This is a genomic window from Mycolicibacter virginiensis, from assembly GCF_022374935.2.
In the GTDB taxonomy this organism is placed as follows: Bacteria; Actinomycetota; Actinomycetes; order Mycobacteriales; family Mycobacteriaceae; genus Mycobacterium; species Mycobacterium virginiense.
Map to the genome: position 1 here is coordinate 1,541,804 of NZ_CP092430.2, position 18,488 is coordinate 1,560,291.

Annotated in this window: 19 protein-coding genes and 1 tRNA gene; 15 read left to right on the top strand and 5 right to left on the bottom strand. The window is 62.3% G+C overall.

The features are described 5' to 3' along the window. Positions 1-59: 59 nt before the first annotated feature. On the bottom strand, positions 60-542 hold the full coding sequence (locus tag MJO54_RS07580) for a hypothetical protein (protein WP_240175772.1): 483 nt from the start codon (positions 540-542) through the stop codon (positions 60-62). A gap of 464 nt (positions 543-1,006) precedes the next feature. On the opposite strand from MJO54_RS07580, the gene MJO54_RS07585 reads away from it, so the two are divergent. From MJO54_RS07585 to MJO54_RS07635, 11 genes are all read left to right on the top strand, one after another. Next, positions 1,007-1,246 carry a hypothetical protein gene (locus tag MJO54_RS07585; RefSeq protein WP_240175773.1) on the top strand — a complete coding sequence of 80 codons (240 nt, stop codon included), beginning with the start codon at positions 1,007-1,009 and terminating at the stop codon, positions 1,244-1,246. A gap of 840 nt (positions 1,247-2,086) precedes the next feature. Then, positions 2,087-2,305, top strand: coding sequence for a hypothetical protein (locus tag MJO54_RS07590; protein WP_152665891.1), 219 nt, complete (start codon positions 2,087-2,089; stop codon positions 2,303-2,305). Further along, positions 2,306-3,022: a bifunctional DNA primase/polymerase gene (locus MJO54_RS07595; RefSeq protein ID WP_046283812.1), complete on the top strand. Its 717-nt coding sequence runs from the start codon at positions 2,306-2,308 to the stop codon at positions 3,020-3,022. Beyond that, complete coding sequence (locus MJO54_RS07600) at positions 3,019-4,155, top strand: ATP-binding protein (protein ID WP_052741148.1); 1,137 nt, start codon at positions 3,019-3,021, stop codon at positions 4,153-4,155. The genes MJO54_RS07595 and MJO54_RS07600 overlap by 4 nt, the downstream gene beginning before the upstream one ends. Before the next feature lie 182 nt (positions 4,156-4,337). Continuing rightward, positions 4,338-4,481 carry a hypothetical protein gene (locus MJO54_RS07605; RefSeq protein WP_192830560.1) on the top strand — a complete coding sequence of 48 codons (144 nt, stop codon included), beginning with the start codon at positions 4,338-4,340 and terminating at the stop codon, positions 4,479-4,481. A 14-nt stretch (positions 4,482-4,495) separates the two neighbouring features. Next, positions 4,496-5,311 (top strand): hypothetical protein, encoded by an 816-nt coding sequence (locus tag MJO54_RS07610; RefSeq protein WP_046283811.1) that lies wholly within the window; start codon positions 4,496-4,498, stop codon positions 5,309-5,311. A gap of 82 nt (positions 5,312-5,393) precedes the next feature. Next, the gene (locus MJO54_RS07615; protein WP_046283810.1) at positions 5,394-5,738 is read left to right on the top strand and encodes a hypothetical protein; all 345 of its coding nucleotides are present in this window, start codon (positions 5,394-5,396) and stop codon (positions 5,736-5,738) included. Beyond that, positions 5,731-6,027, top strand: coding sequence for a hypothetical protein (locus tag MJO54_RS07620; protein ID WP_046283809.1), 297 nt, complete (start codon positions 5,731-5,733; stop codon positions 6,025-6,027). Before MJO54_RS07615 ends, MJO54_RS07620 begins: the two co-directional genes overlap by 8 nt. A 997-nt stretch (positions 6,028-7,024) precedes the next feature. After that, a complete protein-coding gene (locus MJO54_RS07625; RefSeq protein WP_350355697.1) occupies positions 7,025-8,860 on the top strand; it encodes a Gp37-like protein in 1,836 nt (611 codons plus the stop codon). Next, entirely contained in the window at positions 8,857-9,207 is a 351-nt protein-coding gene (locus tag MJO54_RS07630) for a hypothetical protein (RefSeq protein WP_046283807.1), read from the top strand. Before MJO54_RS07625 ends, MJO54_RS07630 begins: the two co-directional genes overlap by 4 nt. Positions 9,208-9,222: 15 nt before the next feature. Next, positions 9,223-9,516, top strand: a complete 294-nt coding sequence (locus tag MJO54_RS07635) for a DUF732 domain-containing protein (RefSeq protein ID WP_046283806.1) — start codon at positions 9,223-9,225, stop codon at positions 9,514-9,516. Between the two features lie 15 nt (positions 9,517-9,531). Here the strand turns inward: MJO54_RS07635 and bcp are convergent, their stop codons facing one another. Beyond that, positions 9,532-10,026 (bottom strand): thioredoxin-dependent thiol peroxidase, encoded by a 495-nt coding sequence (gene bcp / locus MJO54_RS07640; RefSeq protein WP_046283830.1) that lies wholly within the window; start codon positions 10,024-10,026, stop codon positions 9,532-9,534. A gap of 92 nt (positions 10,027-10,118) precedes the next feature. On the opposite strand from bcp, the gene MJO54_RS07645 reads away from it, so the two are divergent. Both MJO54_RS07645 and MJO54_RS07650 read left to right on the top strand, forming a co-directional pair. Next, positions 10,119-10,346, top strand: coding sequence for a DUF3618 domain-containing protein (locus MJO54_RS07645; RefSeq protein WP_046283805.1), 228 nt, complete (start codon positions 10,119-10,121; stop codon positions 10,344-10,346). 66 nt (positions 10,347-10,412) lie between these two features. Next, positions 10,413-12,749 (top strand): amino acid permease, encoded by a 2,337-nt coding sequence (locus tag MJO54_RS07650; protein ID WP_434006613.1) that lies wholly within the window; start codon positions 10,413-10,415, stop codon positions 12,747-12,749. An 88-nt stretch (positions 12,750-12,837) separates the two neighbouring features. Here MJO54_RS07650 and MJO54_RS07655 read toward each other — a convergent pair whose 3' ends face one another. Continuing rightward, the gene (locus MJO54_RS07655; protein ID WP_046283803.1) at positions 12,838-13,821 is read right to left on the bottom strand and encodes a hypothetical protein; all 984 of its coding nucleotides are present in this window, start codon (positions 13,819-13,821) and stop codon (positions 12,838-12,840) included. Positions 13,822-14,250: 429 nt separating this feature from the next. Then, positions 14,251-14,323: transfer RNA gene (locus tag MJO54_RS07660), tRNA-Lys, on the bottom strand. A gap of 155 nt (positions 14,324-14,478) precedes the next feature. Between MJO54_RS07660 and MJO54_RS07665 the strand changes: the two genes are divergently transcribed. Further along, a complete protein-coding gene (locus MJO54_RS07665; RefSeq protein WP_046283802.1) occupies positions 14,479-15,708 on the top strand; it encodes a L,D-transpeptidase in 1,230 nt (409 codons plus the stop codon). A 15-nt stretch (positions 15,709-15,723) separates the two neighbouring features. Here the strand turns inward: MJO54_RS07665 and MJO54_RS07670 are convergent, their stop codons facing one another. Beyond that, positions 15,724-16,485, bottom strand: a complete 762-nt coding sequence (locus MJO54_RS07670; protein WP_205843415.1) for a VldE C-terminal domain-containing protein — start codon at positions 16,483-16,485, stop codon at positions 15,724-15,726. Positions 16,486-17,037: 552 nt separating this feature from the next. On the opposite strand from MJO54_RS07670, the gene MJO54_RS07675 reads away from it, so the two are divergent. Further along, positions 17,038-18,477 carry an alkaline phosphatase family protein gene (locus MJO54_RS07675; protein ID WP_064887604.1) on the top strand — a complete coding sequence of 480 codons (1,440 nt, stop codon included), beginning with the start codon at positions 17,038-17,040 and terminating at the stop codon, positions 18,475-18,477. Positions 18,478-18,488: the final 11 nt, after the last annotated feature.

Consider the following 18,488-nt stretch of genomic DNA (forward strand, 5'->3'; position numbering starts at 1 on the left):
GGGCGACCGCGTGTCCTTACATTTGTAAGTGACATTCGCCAGGACAGGGTCGTCCAGTGTCAAGTATTGGCGATGACTTCACGGGTCTTAGGGGTAGCTTCGCCGCCCTCTTTGCCGTCAACAGCTTCGGTAAGGAAGCCCTCACGCCGCGCCCGCATGATGTGACCCTTCACAGTCGGCACAGGCTTATCTAGAGCGTCCGCCAAGGCTGTGGAGACATCCCGGCGTCGTGGTGCCAGTTGGGCGTAGGCCAGCGCCAGGCGTGCCAGATAGTCGTCGGTGATCCTGCCGTTGGCTTTGGTGTAGGCGTCGACCATCTGCTGCACGGCTTCAACGCCAATACGTGAGCGTTGCGCCAGCGGCACCCGGTATTCACGCCGTGCGAGGTCTTGAATCTGTCGAGCGGCATACAGCAGCTCGTCATACCCGAGTTGCCCGTCCTCGTCGTCCGAAGTGGTGGTGATCGTGATCTGCACCAACCGTTCGCCGTCGTAGCCGAGCGCGATGTCGGCAACGGGCATCCGCCGTATCTCCAAGGCCATGCAGGTCACTTTAACACTGGGCGGCGTCTCATCCCGCTTTGCCGTATCCGTTGACAACCGTATGAACCATATGAGACGGTGCAACGGTCGACGGTGACACAGAGGCGGAACCGCCGCCACAACGAGAGGGAGATGGGATTAGTGAGTGAAGGGAAGTTTGATCAATTGCGGCTGCTTGCTGACTATGCCGAGCTGGCGCGGCGATGCTGTTGGGACCCGCAGTTCATCGACACGGAGGACAACCCCGGTCTTCTGATCGGTCGAAGGGATGCGCGGGTCCTGGTGATGATCAACGGTTCCCCCGAGAGGGCCAGGCGGTTCGTAGGTCCGTCCCAATTCGGTTCCGATGGATACCCGTTGTTGTCTCTCACCGCGACTGCCGAAATATCCGACACCAGCGTGGTCAACGGGTGGTTGCGCGAGGGGTGCGCTGAAGCTGCCGTGTTCGACGGGGGCCGTAGCCGATGACCGGGGCGGTGTTGGTAGCCGACCCGTGTTTTCTCTACGTCTGGCGTACGCCCGATTCGCACCTAGCGGTGTACCGGTCGGTGTTGGTCAACGACACCAGCAAGTTGTTCGATCAGGTCCGCTCACTCGTCGGAGACACGGAGCCCGTTCGGTCTGAGGTAATCGAGGACGCCGACATGGTTTTCGGGCAGGCAGAGTTGCTGGTGTACCTGCTGCCGGAGTCAACGGCGGCGTGAGCACCGAGCGCCCGCGCTACGTCATCCCCAAGTCAGGGGGTAGCAGCGTTGCCAAGGGCGTACCGACCAAAGTCGATAGGTGGCGGCGGGAGAACCCGAACGCGTTCCGCACCTGGACGACTAAGCGCGGATGCGTCGTTCAGTTCTGGGGAATGAGGATCTATTACGGGCGGTGTAGAGATTGCGCGGGCCTGGTTACGGCACGGCGAAGTATCGCTCACCACAAGGACGGTCGAACGTGGACCGGCAAGTGGCCCGAGCTGTGTCACGGGTGCAGGGATGCAAAGTCAGCCTCACACAGCGACCGTGCCCGGTACAGGATGTCGGGGCTGCGCCGCAAGCGTTATGCGTTTCGCGATGAGCAGTTCCGCAAGGCTGGCCTACCTCCTGTGAGGCAGGGGGTAGCAGTCGACCCTACTGAGCCGGATGACTGGCTAGATAGTGCCTTTGACGAGGACTGATGTTCCACCTTTTTACGTAACCATGGGAGAGGGATGCCCCTGCGAGGCCATCGCAGGCCGTGGCCCTCATCGCTTTTTATTTGTCGACGTTCGATGGCCCATCGCGATAACTGATCGGAGTAGAGACGATGAACCACGTATGCAAGTCGGGTCGCCACGCGATCCGTGGTCCGCAGGACCGACGACCGAACGGTGGGTGCAAAGGCTGCGCGCTGGAAAGCGAAGCGCGCTACAGGCACTCATGCCAATCGGCGCGTAGCCGAATCCGCGCCATCGAGGATGCCCTGGCGTCCTAACACCTACAGACTTCCCGCCAAACCGGCGGGTAAGGCACAGCTGAAAACGGCTGTGCAACAACACAAGAGAAATGAAATGAAAAATGATTGCTCTATCTGACAGCAACGTTACCGAGGTGCTCATCGGAAACTGGTGGTACAAGGTGGACAGCGATTTCAAGCTGCTGCATCCATCAACCGGTGGCGTTGAATACTCGTTCAAGTTCTACCCGCGCGACGTTGACCCGTTCAACAATGCCCCGCACGTCATGCACGTCTTGCAGAGCCAGGTCGACGGGTTCAAGTACGCGGGTGACGAGTGAATGATTGAAAGCGCACTCGCCTACGCCGCTCGAGGCTACGAGGTGCTGCCCCTGCGAGGTAAAGCCCCGCTGACCACGCAAGGCTTCTACGACGCGACTACCGATACCAGGGTGATCGAACACTGGTGGACTAAATGGCCCGACGCAAACATCGGTTGCCGTCCACCGGAACCGGCGATCATCTTCGATATCGACCCACGCAACGGTGGCAGCCTTGCCGCACTTGGTGACTACCCGGAGACCCGTACCGCCCGTACGGGCTCCGGCGGGTGGCACGTGTGGTTTGCAGCGCGAGGCAAGTTTCGATCCACGCTGCTCGGCGCTGACGGTATCGACATCAAGACACAGCAGGGTTTGGTGGTCATGCCGCCGTCGATCCATCCCAGCACCGGGAAGCCCTATATCTGGTTGGTCGGCAACCCGGTGGCAGCACTACCCAAGCACCTGGTACCCCGTGTGGTGAAGCCTCCACGTCGGGCGCCCCGGTCTGGCAACGGCAAGATGACCGAGGCCCAACTGGCCGGGATCATCCGCACGATGGAAGACGCAACGGTCGACCGGAACAACACTCTGTTGTGGTGTGCGTGCCGACTCTACGAGCACGACGCCGGTCCCGACGCGTTTGTCGAGTTGGAGATGGCAGCATTGGCGACTGGTCTCGGTGACGAAGAGATCGCCCGAACCATCGAGTCTGCTGCTAGGCAGGTGGTCGTGTGACGGGCCGCGCAGAGGTTATCGACTTCGCCCAGGAGATCACCGATACGGCACAGCCCTTACCGGAGATCATCACCGAAGGCGACCGAGGCGACTACGAGGCCGAGCTACGCCGACAGCGGGTCATGTGGGCGGCGCGTGAGCAGATTAAGCAGGAGCGTGCCGAGCTGGCAGCTACGGGCCTGGTGTTCCCGGAACCGACCGGACTGGCCGACCTGTTCGCCACGGAGCCGGAACACGAAGAATGGCTAGTCGAGGGACTGTTGCCCGCTGATGGGTCGGCGCTGTTGTCGGCCCAATTCAAGAGCGGCAAGACAACTCTGGCGATGAACTTGGTTCGATCACTCACCAGGGCTGAACCGTTCCTAGGTCAGTTCGGAGTGCCTGAGCCGCAACGGGTGGCCTACTTTGACCTTGAGCTAGGGCAGTGGCGGGCACGCAAGTGGTTCCAGGTGGTAGGGCCGGACCCGGAGATGGTCAGCTACTACGACCTGCGGGGCAACGGGGCATCGCTCGACATCCGTGTTGCCAGCCTGTTTGACGCGATGGTTGGTCAGCTTGAACGGGATCGGATAGACGTTGTAATCATCGACCCGGTATCGGTGGTGTGCTCATCGGCGGGGATTGACGAGGATCGCAACTCCGAGGTACGCCCCCTGATGGATCAGCTCGACGCCGCTGTTGTTGCTGCGGGCTGCAAAAGCCTGGTGGTCGTTCACCATGCGGGGCACTCCGCACCAGGACGTGCGCGTGGTGCGTCGGCGTTCTCCGACTGGGGATCTGCGCTGTGGTCTTTGGAGCGCGACGGCGACAAGCCGGCGAAGTTCGGTGCCCGTGGCCGAGACGTGGACGTACCGAAATCGGAGCTGGCCTACGACCCGCAGACCAGGTTGCTCGCCCGACAGTGGGGAGTGCTGGGAGACCCGGCCACCGAGTTCTTCCACCGAAACCGGGGTCAGCAGTTGACCACAACCGACGTGATGGACGGGTTGGCAGTCGGCAAGGTTACTGCGATCAGGAGATTGGAAGAGGCTGACGGTTGGGAGATCACAACGCCAGCCGCAGGCAGCTCGCCTGCGATCTGGGAATACGTTGCGTTCAACCAGGACTCACAGTGTCTTGATCCGTTCTCTTGAGCACACCCCTTTACGTTCATCTACTTGCGTTTACTCACGGGGGCCTAAAGGCCCCCAGAGAAGTAAACGGTCTGGACCTGCATAAATACCGTTAGCGTTCACCGCCCAGTGAACGCAAACCACGGCATCGGCCTCGCCATCAGGCGGGGCCTTTGTCATTTCCCACAGTTAGGAGCCCCACTATGTCCGACACCCAACCCGACCCGCTGACCGAATCGCTCATAGCCCACTGGCAGGCCGGCTACGAGGCGGCTACCACCAAGCCCGATCTAGAACAGCTCGGCCAGCAGTTCGCCGAGTTCTACGCCACCAACGTCACTCACTGAGTCCCAGGAGATACATGTTCACCCTTAATCACGCCCAGGAAAACACCGCCGTCCAGCTCGTCCGCAAGGTCCGTGCCCTCGGTATCGATGTGCCCGAGCAGGTCGCCGCAGAGGCAAAGCTCTATCAACAGATTCGACGTGAAGACGAACACGTCAACCGCGCCATGCAGGCCGCAGCTCTCCGGCTAACCAATGTGCCGCTGGCCGAGTTCGACTCGGCTAAGACGGAGTTCATCACTTCAGCGGCTACCGCGTACGTCACCACCAACGGTGCCAGCGCGGCGCTGGCCGATGCGGTTGGCCGTCGTCTGACGAGTGCCGTGGATCGGGTAATCCATCAGTGGGAGAAGTCCGTGGTCGAGCTGTTCAACGCCACGGTGGCCGAGTTCGATCTGAACGGCGTCGCCGACAATCTCCCGAACCTGGGCGACAAGTTCAACAACAGTGTCCTGAGCTTTGGTCAGGCCGAAGGTGCTGCGGTGCAGGCTTGGAAAGACGCAACCGACCGGCTGCGCCCGATCTGGGATGTCTACTGCTCTATCGCGGTCTGGGATGGATACGACGCCCCGGACAACGTGACCGTCGACACCCAATCCCTAGGACTGCTTACCGCATGCCGCCTGGGCCGTCCAACGTCGTTCAACGCCGCTGGTGGGGTTGCGGTCTGGTTGGTCAGCGTCAACAGCAACACCGATAACGCGAAGCGTTGGGGTCAGCTAGCCACCTTCATCGCCCCGGTGAAGTACGGCGGCTACCCGCTGCACCTGCACACCAACGCCGAGGCAGTCGCGATCAGCGCATCGCTACGACGGCCAAGCGCTGCCGCGTAGCTCGCCCCGCCCACGCCCTGCCCGAGACCCCGGCCTAACCCGCCGGGGTCTTTTGTATCCCCGCAACCCTTGGAGATCGCCCTTGCTCATTCTCGATGAATTAATTGACGGTCACGACAATTCCACCGACACCCCGCACTGGTGCCCACACCGGACAACCGAAGCCGAGCGCCGCGAAGCTGCTTTCCAGCGGCATCTATCCAACGAGGCAGAACACGACGCCGCCGTAGAAGCGGCTGGCTACGCCACCCCGTGGTGGAGGGACGACACCAAACTGCTCGCGCTCAAGCGGGCTGGCCTGAATGGTCTCACCGATGCCGACGACATCGACCGCCGCCGTGATCTGTTCTACCGCCGATGGACCCGGCCCGATCCGCCGGCCAGTATCCCGGCCCGTTCATGGGCTGAAATCTGTCGCCGTGGGTGATCGCCCTCGGTGCGCCCGTGAGGGCTGCCAAAAGCGGGTCAACCCGAACCGGCGCAACTCAACAAGGTACTGCCAGTTCATCTGTCGTCTGGTCGATGACCAGATCGCTGAGGCCCAGCGGGTCTGCGAATACCTCGGGGGCAACGGCGATCTCTATGCAGCTGCTGTTGCGGTGGCAGATGCGCTTACCGAGCTGGACAACCTGGACTACGCCGCGCTCTGCGCCGCACGGGACGCAGGGCTGTCTGCCCACCAGTACCGGCAGGTGAAGTCAGGACAGCTCACCTAGCCCTGCTAGTGGCCTGGGTACTACACGGGGCTACAGGCACAGGCAGGGGCACACCGACCTGGCACTCACGTGTCCCTCCCTCCGCTCCCCCCGGGCCTCGCCAGGTATCAGTGCAGGTCGGGAGGGGTAGGGGCACCCTGGGGGTGTACCCCCTACCCCGCACGGGCGACCGGGCACGTATGCGTAATCAAGGCTCTGTACGGGTTTTGAAGTCGATCAGCCCTCAGAAATAGCTCATATTGCCCCCTAAGCGGCACGCAGAGCGACGTATCCCCATCCTTCGGTGTCGTCTATCCACCGATTAATTATCGAGTCTTACGCGGCCATTTGAAGGCCGTTCCCCTTTATTCATCGAAAGAACGTATGTCTGGAATATCAACTGCCGAGCGTGAAAGCCGTGAGCGGCTTTACGCGCTCGGATTGAAGAAGTGTAACGAATGCGGTGAACCGCAAACGCTGGACCAGTTCTATCCCCGGTCAGATGGCTACCGAGGCCTGAACGGAACTTGCAAGGGTTGCCGGAACCTCGCTAATAGTGAGTATCGAAAGCGCACCCCCGAACAGCAAGCGGCTAGGCAGTTGCGTTGGCGAGCCACCAACCCCGATAAATGGCGGGCAATCTCCCGACGCAGAGATGTTCGGGATAGGTGGCGTCGGCGGATTGGAGCCGCCGCATGACCCCCGGTTTTATTCGGGTCTACAGCCCCGGTGATCCTCCGTTCGCACGGGATGAGCCGGCAAAGCCTGAACTTGAAACATCTCCTACCCCCGCTTATACGCCCGAAGAACAACTAGCCAATCTGCGTGTGCTCCGTGGTCGACGCTTCAGACGCTAATAGCCCTTACGCCCCTCTGGTTGCCTCGCTGCCGGACGAATTGCGTTCGTCCGACAGTTGGTTATACCCCGGAGGTTTGTCGGCGTATATGAGTGCGCTATCTCAGTTTATCGGTGGAGACCGCCGGGTTGGCCCAGTAATGAACGCCGCAGGAATTTCGGTTGCCGATTGGCACCGTAAAGCATCGAAAGACATTAATGGCATTAAAAACTCGTGAGGACCACGCACGCCTACAGCGGGTCGTGGATGAACGAAAAGAAAAACGGGAGCGCAATAGGATCGCCCCTCCCGAGGCGTGGCTGTTCGATGGAGACTACAACCTCCGAGACCAGCTAGCTGGCTGGCGAGCACTCAAATACGAGTTCATCGAGAACGAGACCGGTATCGCTACGGTTAAACTCTCGTTGTCGCATCACCTCGCTAAATGGGTGATGAAGTTCCAGGGCCGCAAAAAGCGCAACGTCCACCTAGTCATCAATAAGCAGGGCACCCGGTGGTCTGGGTTTATGGACAACTACGCGGTGGTCCGTACTCCGGGACAAGATGCGTATATCGAAATCACGTTCAAACATGATTTCGAGCAGGTCAAACATATTTACTGTTGGGCGAATCCGTTCCTGCGTCCCGAGGTACAGTTCCCGAAAGTCTGGGTGATTTTCGGTCCTGCTAAATGGTGTTTGTTGTTGACGTTGTTCGTCAACATCATGCGACTAGAAACCTCGCTGTGGACACTCCCAGATAATCCGCTCGATATCAACGAGTGGATGGGTGGTTCGTTCAACCCGGCTAACTGGCGGAACATCGTTAAACCGTTCCCGCTTCTCGGGGATAATTCGAACACCGAGATCGTGTTTTCTCGGTTCAAGTCGTGGTTCGACGTTGCGAAGAAAATTCTTCAAGATGCCCAGCTGACGGTTGTATGTCGGCGGTATCTGCCGATGTTCGATGACCCACACCCGTTCGCTGATCTCCAAGGTGAGTTGGACAATGATCTGATCGAAGACATCGCAACGGCTATCCCGTTGCGTCCTGGCTGCCTTGTCTGGGATATCCAGGACAAATCCGGCTGGGGTTCGGAGACTGCGTTCGGTGGTTCGTTGTTGACCGGATTTATCCGGGCGATGGTGCAGATTTCGGATGACGGTTACACCGAAGGTGTCAACGTCTTTACCGGAGACCCGACGTTCCCCGATGAGTATTACCGACCGGGATTTATGGGGACCAACCCGAAAGCGCCGTGGGTGGTGTTGGAGGATGGCCCGTACACCGGCATTAAATCTTCGGAGTTCAAATACTACGAGGCTACGGCCACCTCATTTCTCGGTGGTGGTTTGTCGATGCCCGGTGTTAACGAGGGCATCTCTGCCGGCGTCAACATGCTCGGTGACTTTGTTACCTCGTTGATCAACTCGGCAATCCCAGTGGCCGCTTTAGGCGGTGGGTTCCAGATCGGCATTCCATCGCTCGGTGGGGCGATGGATGCGGTAGCTAAAATCCTCTATGAGAATACGTTTCTTGCGTTCGAGGAGACACCTACTTTACGGGCTATGCCCGGTGGTGAGAAACTCCCGCTTGCAGGTTTGGAAAGTAACCCATCATCGTTGGGGGACTTTCACTTGTACGAGGACTGGGCTGAAGGTGCGGAGCGTGCTTTCACCATCTCGATGGCGGCAGCTAAGCGGGCACGGATCTTCGCTACCCGTGCCAGGACCACCCACAAACTCAAGATGTCGGATGCTGCACCGTACTACCTCGGTGAAAGAGGTTACGGGCATTTCTGGCTGGGTGATCGTGTCGGCGTGAAGCCGTTGGACTTCCCCATCGAAGACCTGGTGTTTGTCGAGCGGGTTACCCGGATCGTCTGGGAAGAAGACGAGAACGGGCCTAAAGGCTGGGACATCGAGATCGGTTATGTCGAACCGCAAGATCCGAGTTTGAAAGCGCTCGACTTTGTTCGCGAGTTCAACTCGGGCCTTGGAACGATGGGAATTTTGTGATAGACGAAGACACGAACGAAGACGATGTGCTGGATATCCCCGGCGTTGTCCACGCGGTGGGCAACCCGGATGAAGTGGTGGTGTGGAAAACACCGTTCAAACGGGTCTCTGAGATTCTCCCGCTGTTCCTGTTCCTCCACTGTCACAATCTTGTGCTGGTCGACTCGACCACTTGTGAAGACGCAACGATGGATGGCGGGATCGCGTGGGTAGGCAGATATCTACCCGCAGCGGTCCGCCGTGACGAGGGACTAGAACCGGGGTTGCTGGCGTCGATGATCAACTCGGTAGACGCCCAGACCCCTGAGGATCGGTCGCTAAGTTGGGAAGATTCGTCGGTGCGGTGATGTAAAAAGTTGTCTATGAAACCGCTACTCGCCGCCCTGGCCCTTCCTGCCGCTGTCCTACTTGCCTCGCCGGCATCTGCGACCCCTGCCGATTTCGAGAACGCAGTACGCGAACAAGGCATCGACATCGGGATGATGGTGTTCAACCCCGGCGGGGTTGCGGCATCGGGGATGGAGACCTGTAACCGGCTTCGCAACGGGCAGACGTTGCCCGAAGTCCTGGCTGCCTACCCGAACGGGATGTTCGGGGATGGTGCCAGGTTGGTACCGCTGGCCCAGAAGACTATCTGTCCAGAAACCATCAAGTAGCCCCGACTCCGGTGGTCAGCTTGCAGGTGGTGTGCCGAACTCGGCAAGGATCTTCTTGATCTTTGTTGTTGTATGTGCAGCCTTGACGTTGTACTGGGCCTCGGCGATCTTGCCCTGCTCGTCGACAACGAACGTCGAGCGAATGACGCCCTGCACGGTCTTGCCGTACATCTTCTTCTCGCCGTAGGCGCCCCAGGCCGCCAGCACCGACCGGTCCGGGTCGGACAGCAGCGGGAAGGTCAATCCCTCGGTGTCGCGGAACTTGGCCAGTTTGGCCGGCTTGTCGGGGGAGATGCCGACGACGTCGAGGCCGGCGTCGTTGAAGTCGCGCAGGTTGTCCCGGAAGTCGCAGGCCTGCTTGGTGCAACCGGGGGTCGACGCGGCCGGGTAGAAGTAGACGACGACGCGTCGCCCCCGGTAGTCGGCCAGCGACACGGTGTTGCCGTCGGCGTCGGGAAGACTGAACGCGGGCGCTTCATCGCCGGGCGCCAGGCGTGCGGTGTCGGTCAACAACTGCCCCTTTCTGCTCGCCGGAGCATGAGACGAACCCCGGCTGCTCTAGGGTAGTTCGATAGGGGCAGCATCGGACAGGGAGGACGACAGTGGCGGAACGCGATCCCGACACGATCAAGAAGGACATCGATCAGGCCCGCGAGCAGCTGGCGTCGACGGTCGATATTCTCGCGGACCGGGCCAACCCCCGTCGGCTGGCCGACCGCGCCAAGGCCCGGGCGGTCGAGATCGTCACCCAACCTGCGGTGATGGCATCGCTGGCCGGTGTCGGCGGACTCATCCTCATCCTGACGATTCGCCGGATCCGCAACCGCTGAGATCCCCGCGCTCCGGCGCGGAAATTGGGTCTGGTGGCGTGATGCTGCCGGGACGAAGATATGGCGGTGCGCGCCCAACAGCCCCCGGCGCCGCGGCCTGACCCGATCGGCTACACGCTCAAGCGGCTGGTGCTGGGACGGCCGCTGGTCACCGGTGCGCTGCGCTCCGAGCGGTTGTCGAATCCGGTTGCGTTAGGCGTACTTTCACCCGATGCGATCTCCTCGAATGCCTATGGCGTCGAGGAGATCCTGATCGAGCTGCTGCCGTACGCCGGCCTGGCAGCCTTCGCGCTACTGCTGCCCATCACCGGTGTGGTCCTGCTGATCCTGGTCCTGGTCACCGCCTCGTATCGCCAGGTGGTGATGACCTACACCCGGGCCGGTGGTTCCTACATCGTCTCGCGGGAGAACTTCGGCCCAAAGGTGGCGCAGGTCGCCGCCGCGGCGCTGCTGATCGACTATGTGGTGACCGTCGCGGTGCAATCGGCGGCCGGCACCGTGGCCGTCGTCTCGGCGATCCGCCCACTGGGCCCCTACAGCCTGGAGATCACCGTCGCAGTGGTGATCGTGATGTGTTACGCGAACCTGCGCGGGGTGCGAGAAGCCGGCCGCACGTTCGCGGTACCGACCTACTTCTTCGCGGGCGTGCTCGGGCTGATGATCATCGTCGGCGTGGTGCGCGAGATCTTCTGGGGCTTACCGGTTTACGACGCCAAGCATCTCCCCGGGGCGGTGCCGGTGCATCAGGGCAATGGGCTGATCATGGGGGCGACGGTCCTGGTGGTGCTGCGCGCGTTCGCCAACGGCGGGTCATCGCTGACCGGTGTGGAGGCCATCTCCAACACCGTCAGCGTCTTCCAGAAGCCGCAGGGCCTCAACGCGCGGCGGGTGCTCACCACGATGGCGTGCATTCTGGGCTTCCTGCTGGCAGGCGTCACCTACCTGGCCTACCGCACTCACACCCCGCCGTACGCGGTCGGATATCCCTCGGTGCTGTCCGAGGTGGCCCGGGCGGTGTTCGGCGGCGGCTGGCTCGGGCAGGTTCTCTACGTACTGGTGCAGACGGCGACGGCGCTGATCCTGTTCACCGGCGCGAACACCAGCTTCAACGGGTTTCCGATGCTGGCCAGCTTCGTCGCCGAAGACCGCTTCCTGCCGCGCCAGTTGACCAAGCGCGGGCATCGGCTGGTCTTTTCCAACGGGATCATCGTGCTCACCGTCTTGGCGGTGACTCTGCTGGTGGTCACCGGCGGTTCGGTCAACGCGCTGGTGCCGTTCTACGCGATCGGGGTGTTCACCGGATTTGCGATGGCCGGCTACGGCATGGCCAAACATCATGTGACGCATCGGGAATCGGGATGGCGGTACAAGCTCGTCATCAATTTCTCGGCGGGGCTGTTATCCACCGTGGTGGTGGGGATCTTCGCGGTGGCGAAGTTCACCGAGGGGGCCTGGCTGGTCGTGGTCGTGTTCCCGTTGCTGGTGGTGGTGCTGATCCGGCTCAACCGGGAATACCGGGCCGAGGCCGCGATCCTGGAGCGATTCCGCACCGACCGGCCTGACTCCGTCAAATACGCCCGTCACCGGGTGATGGTCTTTGTGCATTCGCTGGATCTGGCAGTGCTCGAGGCCCTGCGGTACGGCAAAGGGCTCTACGCCGACGACCTGGTCGCGGTGCACCTGGTGGTCGACGCCGCCCATGCCGCGCAGCTGCAGCAGCGGTGGGAGTACTACGGACTGGACACCCCGCTGCGGGTGGTGGACTGCCCGGACCGCCGGCTGACGCGCACCGCCCAGCAACTGGTCGACACCGCGCGTGCCCAATACCCGGACTGCCACGTGACGGTGTTGCTGCCCCGGCGCACCTATGCGCCGCTGCTGGGTCGGCTGCTGCACGATCGCACCGCCGACAAGATCGCCAAGGCCGTGAGCGTGGTTCCCGACGCGGCGGCGACGATCGTGCCCTACGACGTGCAGTCGCGTGTGCGCCAGGCATTTCCGGATCTGTTCGAGCAGCGCGTTGTGCGCGAGGTGGGGAAACTGCAGCAATGGGTGGCGCGCCACGACCAGCAGGACGTGGACCGCTACGAGCATCCGGCGACGCCACCGGACGCCATCGCGGAGGACGCCCTCATCGTCGGCCACCTGTCCACCATCGAGGGACGGGTCAACGAGGTCGACGACACCATCAGCCGCGGCAAGCCGGTGCGTGTCGCGGTGGTCGGCGACGGCAGCGGCGAGCTGCGCGCAACATTTCATGCCGGGCGGGGCACCGACATCGCCCCCGGCGATGTGGTGGCGCTCACCGGCAAGGCGCGACAGAACGGCAATGGGCCGGTGTACATGTCGGACCCGAGCTACCGGATCGTCAAAGCCACGGAGGAGTCGACGCCGTCGCAATAAGACCGTCGCAATAAGACGAAACGGCCGGGAGGGACCCAGGGTCCCTCCCGGCCGTCGTTGCGTTCTACGTGTTCAGGAGCCGATAGGCCTAGAAGCCCAAGGCGTCCCACAACCCGCCGTCCAGCAGGTCAGCTCCGGCCGCCCCGAGGTCCGGCACCTCCACGGCGTTGACCGGCAGGTCCGCGGTGCCCACGGTGAGGGCCTCGGCTGCGCGGGCAGGCCACTGGTTCAGCAGCAGGTCGAAGATGCCATCTTCGGTGAGTATGCCGGTGAAGACGTCCTCGGTCTCGGGCACGATGTACCCGTTGAGCACGGTGTTCAGCAGGTCGGCGGGCAGGTTGAACAGCGCCTCAAGGTCGCCGCCGGCTGCAGCGGTGATGTTCTGGGTCAGTTGGTACACGGCACCGATCATCGGCGACATCATTGCGTCGCTGACCTGCTTGATGAAGGCCCAACCATCGAGCGGGCCGATGAATTCGTTCAGCAGGCTCGACTGGTTCATCATCTCGCGGGCGGGAATGGACAGCACCGGGCCCAGGGACTTGCCCATCTCTTCGATGCCGTAGAGGTACCAGATGTTGAACTCGTTGAATGCGTTGAAGGGGTCTCCCTGCGACATGTAGTCGGAGATCCGTTCCATCAGCACCTCGAGCCCCGGGTACCGGACGGGGTTGGACTCGTCGCCGTCGATCATCTTGTCGAGCGCCTCGTTGATGCCGGCGAAGCCCGAGGTGATGAAGCGAGGTGACATGCCCTCCCGCGCGTCCAGCGGGACGTCTTCCATGCCGATGATCAGCTGGGCGTAGTCGCTCCAGTTGCTGCTGTACTGGCCCAGCAGAGTGTTGACGTTGGAGCTCTCCATCAGCGCGGTCAGGTTCTCACTGGTCCGCTCGAACAGCGATTCCCAGCCGGTCAACTGCACAGCTTGCTGCCGAATGGTGTCCTGCAGGATGGGCGCCACCGGGTTGACGGCGATCAGGCTTGCTCCCGCCAACGCGATCCCGGCGGCCGCTAGCCGGGTTGGCCGGCCGCTGCCGAACCTGGTCGTTTGGGGATGTACGGCGAACTCCACAGGTGACTCCTTCAGCTTTGTCTGTGTGATTCCCTAGGGTTAGGGAGCAGAACCCTGCGAGTTCGATAATAAGCATTATCATAGGGAAACCTAACCTAACTGGGCGAATTTTTGGTGAACAGTTGGTGACATCAGCGGACTTGCCGCAGGGTGGAGCTACCATCCGCGTCCTGAGTCCAGGGAGCGCGCTCGCCCGCAGGAGTCCCGTCCAGGGGTTGTGCGTCGAGCAGTGGGCGGTGGGGCGCGGGTGCGATTCACCGGCCGCTGCAGCTACATCGGGCATCGCTTGTTCGGAGCCGGGTGCGGCCATCACGGGCCGGCGGTGCGGTAACAGCAGACCTGATCTTGGTTTGTTGAGGGAAACGGATTTCGAACCGATCGCATACACCCGCGGGTGCAGCGGAATATCGAAAAATCCTCCGAACTAAGTGCGCCGTCAGGGTTTCGAACCCCGGACCCGCTGATTAAGAGTCAGCTGCTCTACCAACTGAGCTAACGGCGCTGGGCGGTCAAGAACCGCGAAAGAGACAATAACAGGCGTCGCGCCGGGAGACGAAATCGCGACGTCAGAGCGCTCTTCTGGACGGCACAGCGGCAGTTCCGATTACCCACTAGACTGCCTGCGAGCAGTATCAGCACGGTCAGGTGGGAAAAGCTATGGGGCAGGTTGGTTTGGCGGAACGCTGCCGGGGGTTCGGGTCCCGGGCAGCGGCATTGCTGATGGTTCCGGCCGCAGTAATGAGCTTGAGCGCGTGCGGCAGTAACGCCGACGCCGAAGCGGCCAAGATCATCACCGACAAGGGCACTCCCTTCGCTGACCTGCTGATCCCCAAGGTCACTGCGTCGGTCACCGACAAGGCAGTCGGGGTCGCGGTGGACGCGCCGGTGACCGTGACCGCCGAAGACGGCGTGCTCGATTCGGTCACCATGGTCAACGAGTACGGCGCGATCGTCGACGGCAAGCTCAGTGCCGACGGGTTGACCTGGGCGACATCCGAGCAGCTCGGCTACAACAAGCGCTACACGGTCAACGCGAAGGCGCTGGGCCTCGGTGGCGTGACCAGCCGGCAGATGACGTTCCAGACGCACTCGCCGCAGAACCTGACCATGCCCTACGTCATGCCGCGCGACGGCGAGGTCGTCGGCGTCGGTCAACCGGTAGCAATTCGGTTCGACGAGAACATCGTTGACCGTGAGGCGGCCGAAAAGGCGATCACCATCACCACCGAGCCTCCGGTGACGGGCGCGTTCTACTGGCTGAACAATCGCGAGGTTCGCTGGCGCCCGCAGGCCTTCTGGAAGCCCGGAACCAACGTCGACGTACAGGTCAACACCTACGGGGTGGACCTGGGCAACGGGGTCTACGGGCAGGACAACGCGACCAGCCACTTCGTCATCGGCGACGAGGTGATCGCCACCGTCGACGACGACACCAAGTCGATGGTGGTGCGCATCAACGGTGAAGTGGCCAAGACCATGCCGGTCTCGATGGGCAAGGAAAGCACCCCGACCAACAACGGCACCTACATCGTCGGCGAGCGTTTCGCGCACATCGTCATGGACTCATCGACCTACGGCGTGCCGGTCAACTCGCCCAACGGGTATCGCACTGACGTGGACTGGGCCACCCAGATCTCCTACAGCGGCATCTTCGTGCACTCGGCCCCGTGGTCGGTGGGAGCCCAAGGCTACGCCAACACCAGCCACGGCTGCATCAACGTCAGCCCCAGCAATGCGCTGTGGTTCTACGACCACGTCAAGCGCGGCGACGTGGTGCAGATCAACAACACCATCGGTTCGCTGCTGCCCGGCAATGAGGGCCTCGGCGACTGGAACGTGCCGTGGTCGCAGTGGCAGGCCGGCAACGCCAAAGACCCAGTGCGCTAGGCGCGTTAGGCGCCGTCAGGATGGAGGCGGTCCGGCTTCCTCGCGCAGGTACTCCTCGTTGCCGTTGGGATAACCCCCGCCGAACGTGGTGATGTGCACGTGGTCGTAGTGGCCGTTGCCGCCACCGCTGGGCCCGGCCGGTGTGTAATAGGTGCCGCGCCAGATCGCGTCCTGCATGGCGAACCGACCGGCGTTCTGCCGGACGTACGCGACGATCTCGTCTCCCAACGCGATGCCCTCCGGGCTGCCGGCGTTGGGAATCATCACGTCGATGGCTAGTCCGGACGGGTGCCAGCGCTGACCATCGGGACGCACCCCGATCATGTCGTGAATCTGCGGGAACGCTTCGCTGATGCTGCGCGCGACGAGGATCGTCTTGACCTGCATGCCGCGCTCGTTGACGATCCCGGGCGGCAGCGCGTGCGGCGCCGGCATGGACCAATTGGTCACCAGATCAGGTACGGGCGGTCCCCAGTCCTGCGGAGGGGGCGGAATGTCTTCGGGCGGCGGTGGTGGCCCGTCTTCGGGTGGCGGGGGAGGTGCGTCCTCGGGTGGTGGGGGAGGTGCGTCTTCCGGGGGCGGAAGTGGTCCGTCCTCAGGTGGCGGGGGAGGTGCGTCTTCCGGAGGTGGAGGTGGCGCGTCCTCGGGCGGCGGCGGCACATCGGCGGCGGCCGGAGGGGGTGGTTCGTCGTTGTTTCCCGGCTCGGCACCGACGCCGCCAGCCAAGAACACGGCGGCCGGCAACAGAGTCGTCGCGGCCAGAACCGAGGATTTCATGCGCAGATCTACTAGTCCTTGCGTGAGCACGCAGGGCACCGTAACCAAAACGTTACCTCGACATCAACCCGGCGCGCGCAATGGCGCGCCCCAAGTCGCTGCCTAGCGGTTGGGCCGTCGCGGGTCGCGCAGCCGTCGGGCGAGGTCAGCTCGCTAGTTGACACCGGTCGCCGCAAACGTAATGTGCGAGTGTTCGCTAGGTCACAAAATCCCGAACACGGCAACGATTGCCGACACCGCATCGATGAAATCAGCCTGGGCGGCCTCGGCCAGCGGTGTGAGGGCCGACCAGGGCTGGAATGGGCCGCTGATCGCGTTCTGGCGACCTTGCTGGGCGCGATCGTGGAGTGCTTGCTGGACGGCGGACCACGTCCAGGTCGGCCAAATCGGGTTCCAACAGGTCACAGAGCGGCTGTCCGATCACCGGGAAGAGCAGTAGCGGCGACAGCACGGGGCGCAAGGGTGAATTCCTCTAAAACCCTGAGCATTGTCTGTGCGATTGCTAGGGTCGCCGGGCAGTCTCGCGCAAAACTTCGACGAGGGAATCCGATCGTGACAAAGGTGAAGCGGTTTCTGTGCGGTGCGACCGTCGCCGGCTTGGTTGCCGGAACGGGGGCGGTGGTCGGGGCGCAGACGGGGCTGTCGGCGGTGACTGCCGACTGGATGTTGGCCGCCGAGCACGTGCTGCTGATCGGTACCGACGGCACCAACCTGGACAAGATCCTGGAGTACGCCTACAACGACGGCAGCGGCTTCAAAACCGCGATGGACCAAGGCATTACCGGAACTGCGAGCCTGGTTAACCACACCACCTTCTCCGGCCCATCATGGTCGACGATTTTGACCGGGGTGTGGGACGACAAGCACGGTGTGACCAACAACCTGTTCAGCCCCGAGCCGTATAACCAGTGGCCGACGGTGTTCAACCTTCTCGAGTACTACAAGCCCGAGATCAACACCACGGTGATCGCCGACTGGGACTACATCAACGACATCGCTGCCGCCGGCGGCTACCCGGTCGACAACAACGTCTTCGTGCCCTTCGAGACCAACTGGGCCGATGCCGACGCGCTGGTCACCTCGCAGACCATCGCCCAGATCCTGGCGACCGCGGACAACCCCGACGACATCTCCAACTTCCTGTTCTCCTACCAAGTGCAGGTCGACGAGGCCGGGCATGCATTCGGTGGCGGGTCGGCCGAATACGCCCAAGCGGTCGTGAACGTGGGCGCCAACATCCAGCAGATCCTGGCCGCGGTCGCGCAGGTCAAGGCGATCACCGGTGACGACTGGTCGATCATCATCACCACCGACCACGGCCACCAGCAGTCGCACGACATCTTGGGTCACGGCTTCCAATCGCCCAACGAGACATCATCTTTCGTCATCTTCGACCAGGCTGGTGATCACGCCACCGACGGCAGCCAGAACCTGAACTACTCCACCGTCGACATCACGCCCACGATCCTGTCGCTGTTCGGAGTCCCGATGCGGTCGGACTTCGACGGCGTCTCGATGGCGAACGACCCCTCCATCCTGAACAGCATCGTCACGCCCGCGGACCTCAAGCAGGCGCTCCTCGCCGCGCTCGCGAATTACGGCTACCCCAATATCGGTAACGACATCGAACTGGCCATCCGCACGGTTGTCACCTCCATCCCGTACGGGCTCAATCTGGTCGTCACCGAGATCGACAAGCTCCTGCAATCGATCGTCGATCAGGACATCTTCCTGATCAGTGGACTGGCCCAATTCGCCCAGCAGATCAACGATTTCGTTGGCGGTCTGGTGGTCGACACGAGCGTTGCACTGGCCCGGGGCGTTGCGTTCCTGACCGGATCGGGCGTGATCGAGCCGACTGACCCGCCGCTGCCGCTGCCTGGTGCCTCGGAGTTCTCTGACCCGTGGGGGCTGCTCGCCGCAGGCGTCAACCTGTTCGCGCCCGACCAGTCGGTCGGGGATCTCGAACTGCCCTGGCTGCTCGACGCCTGATAGGTCCAGGG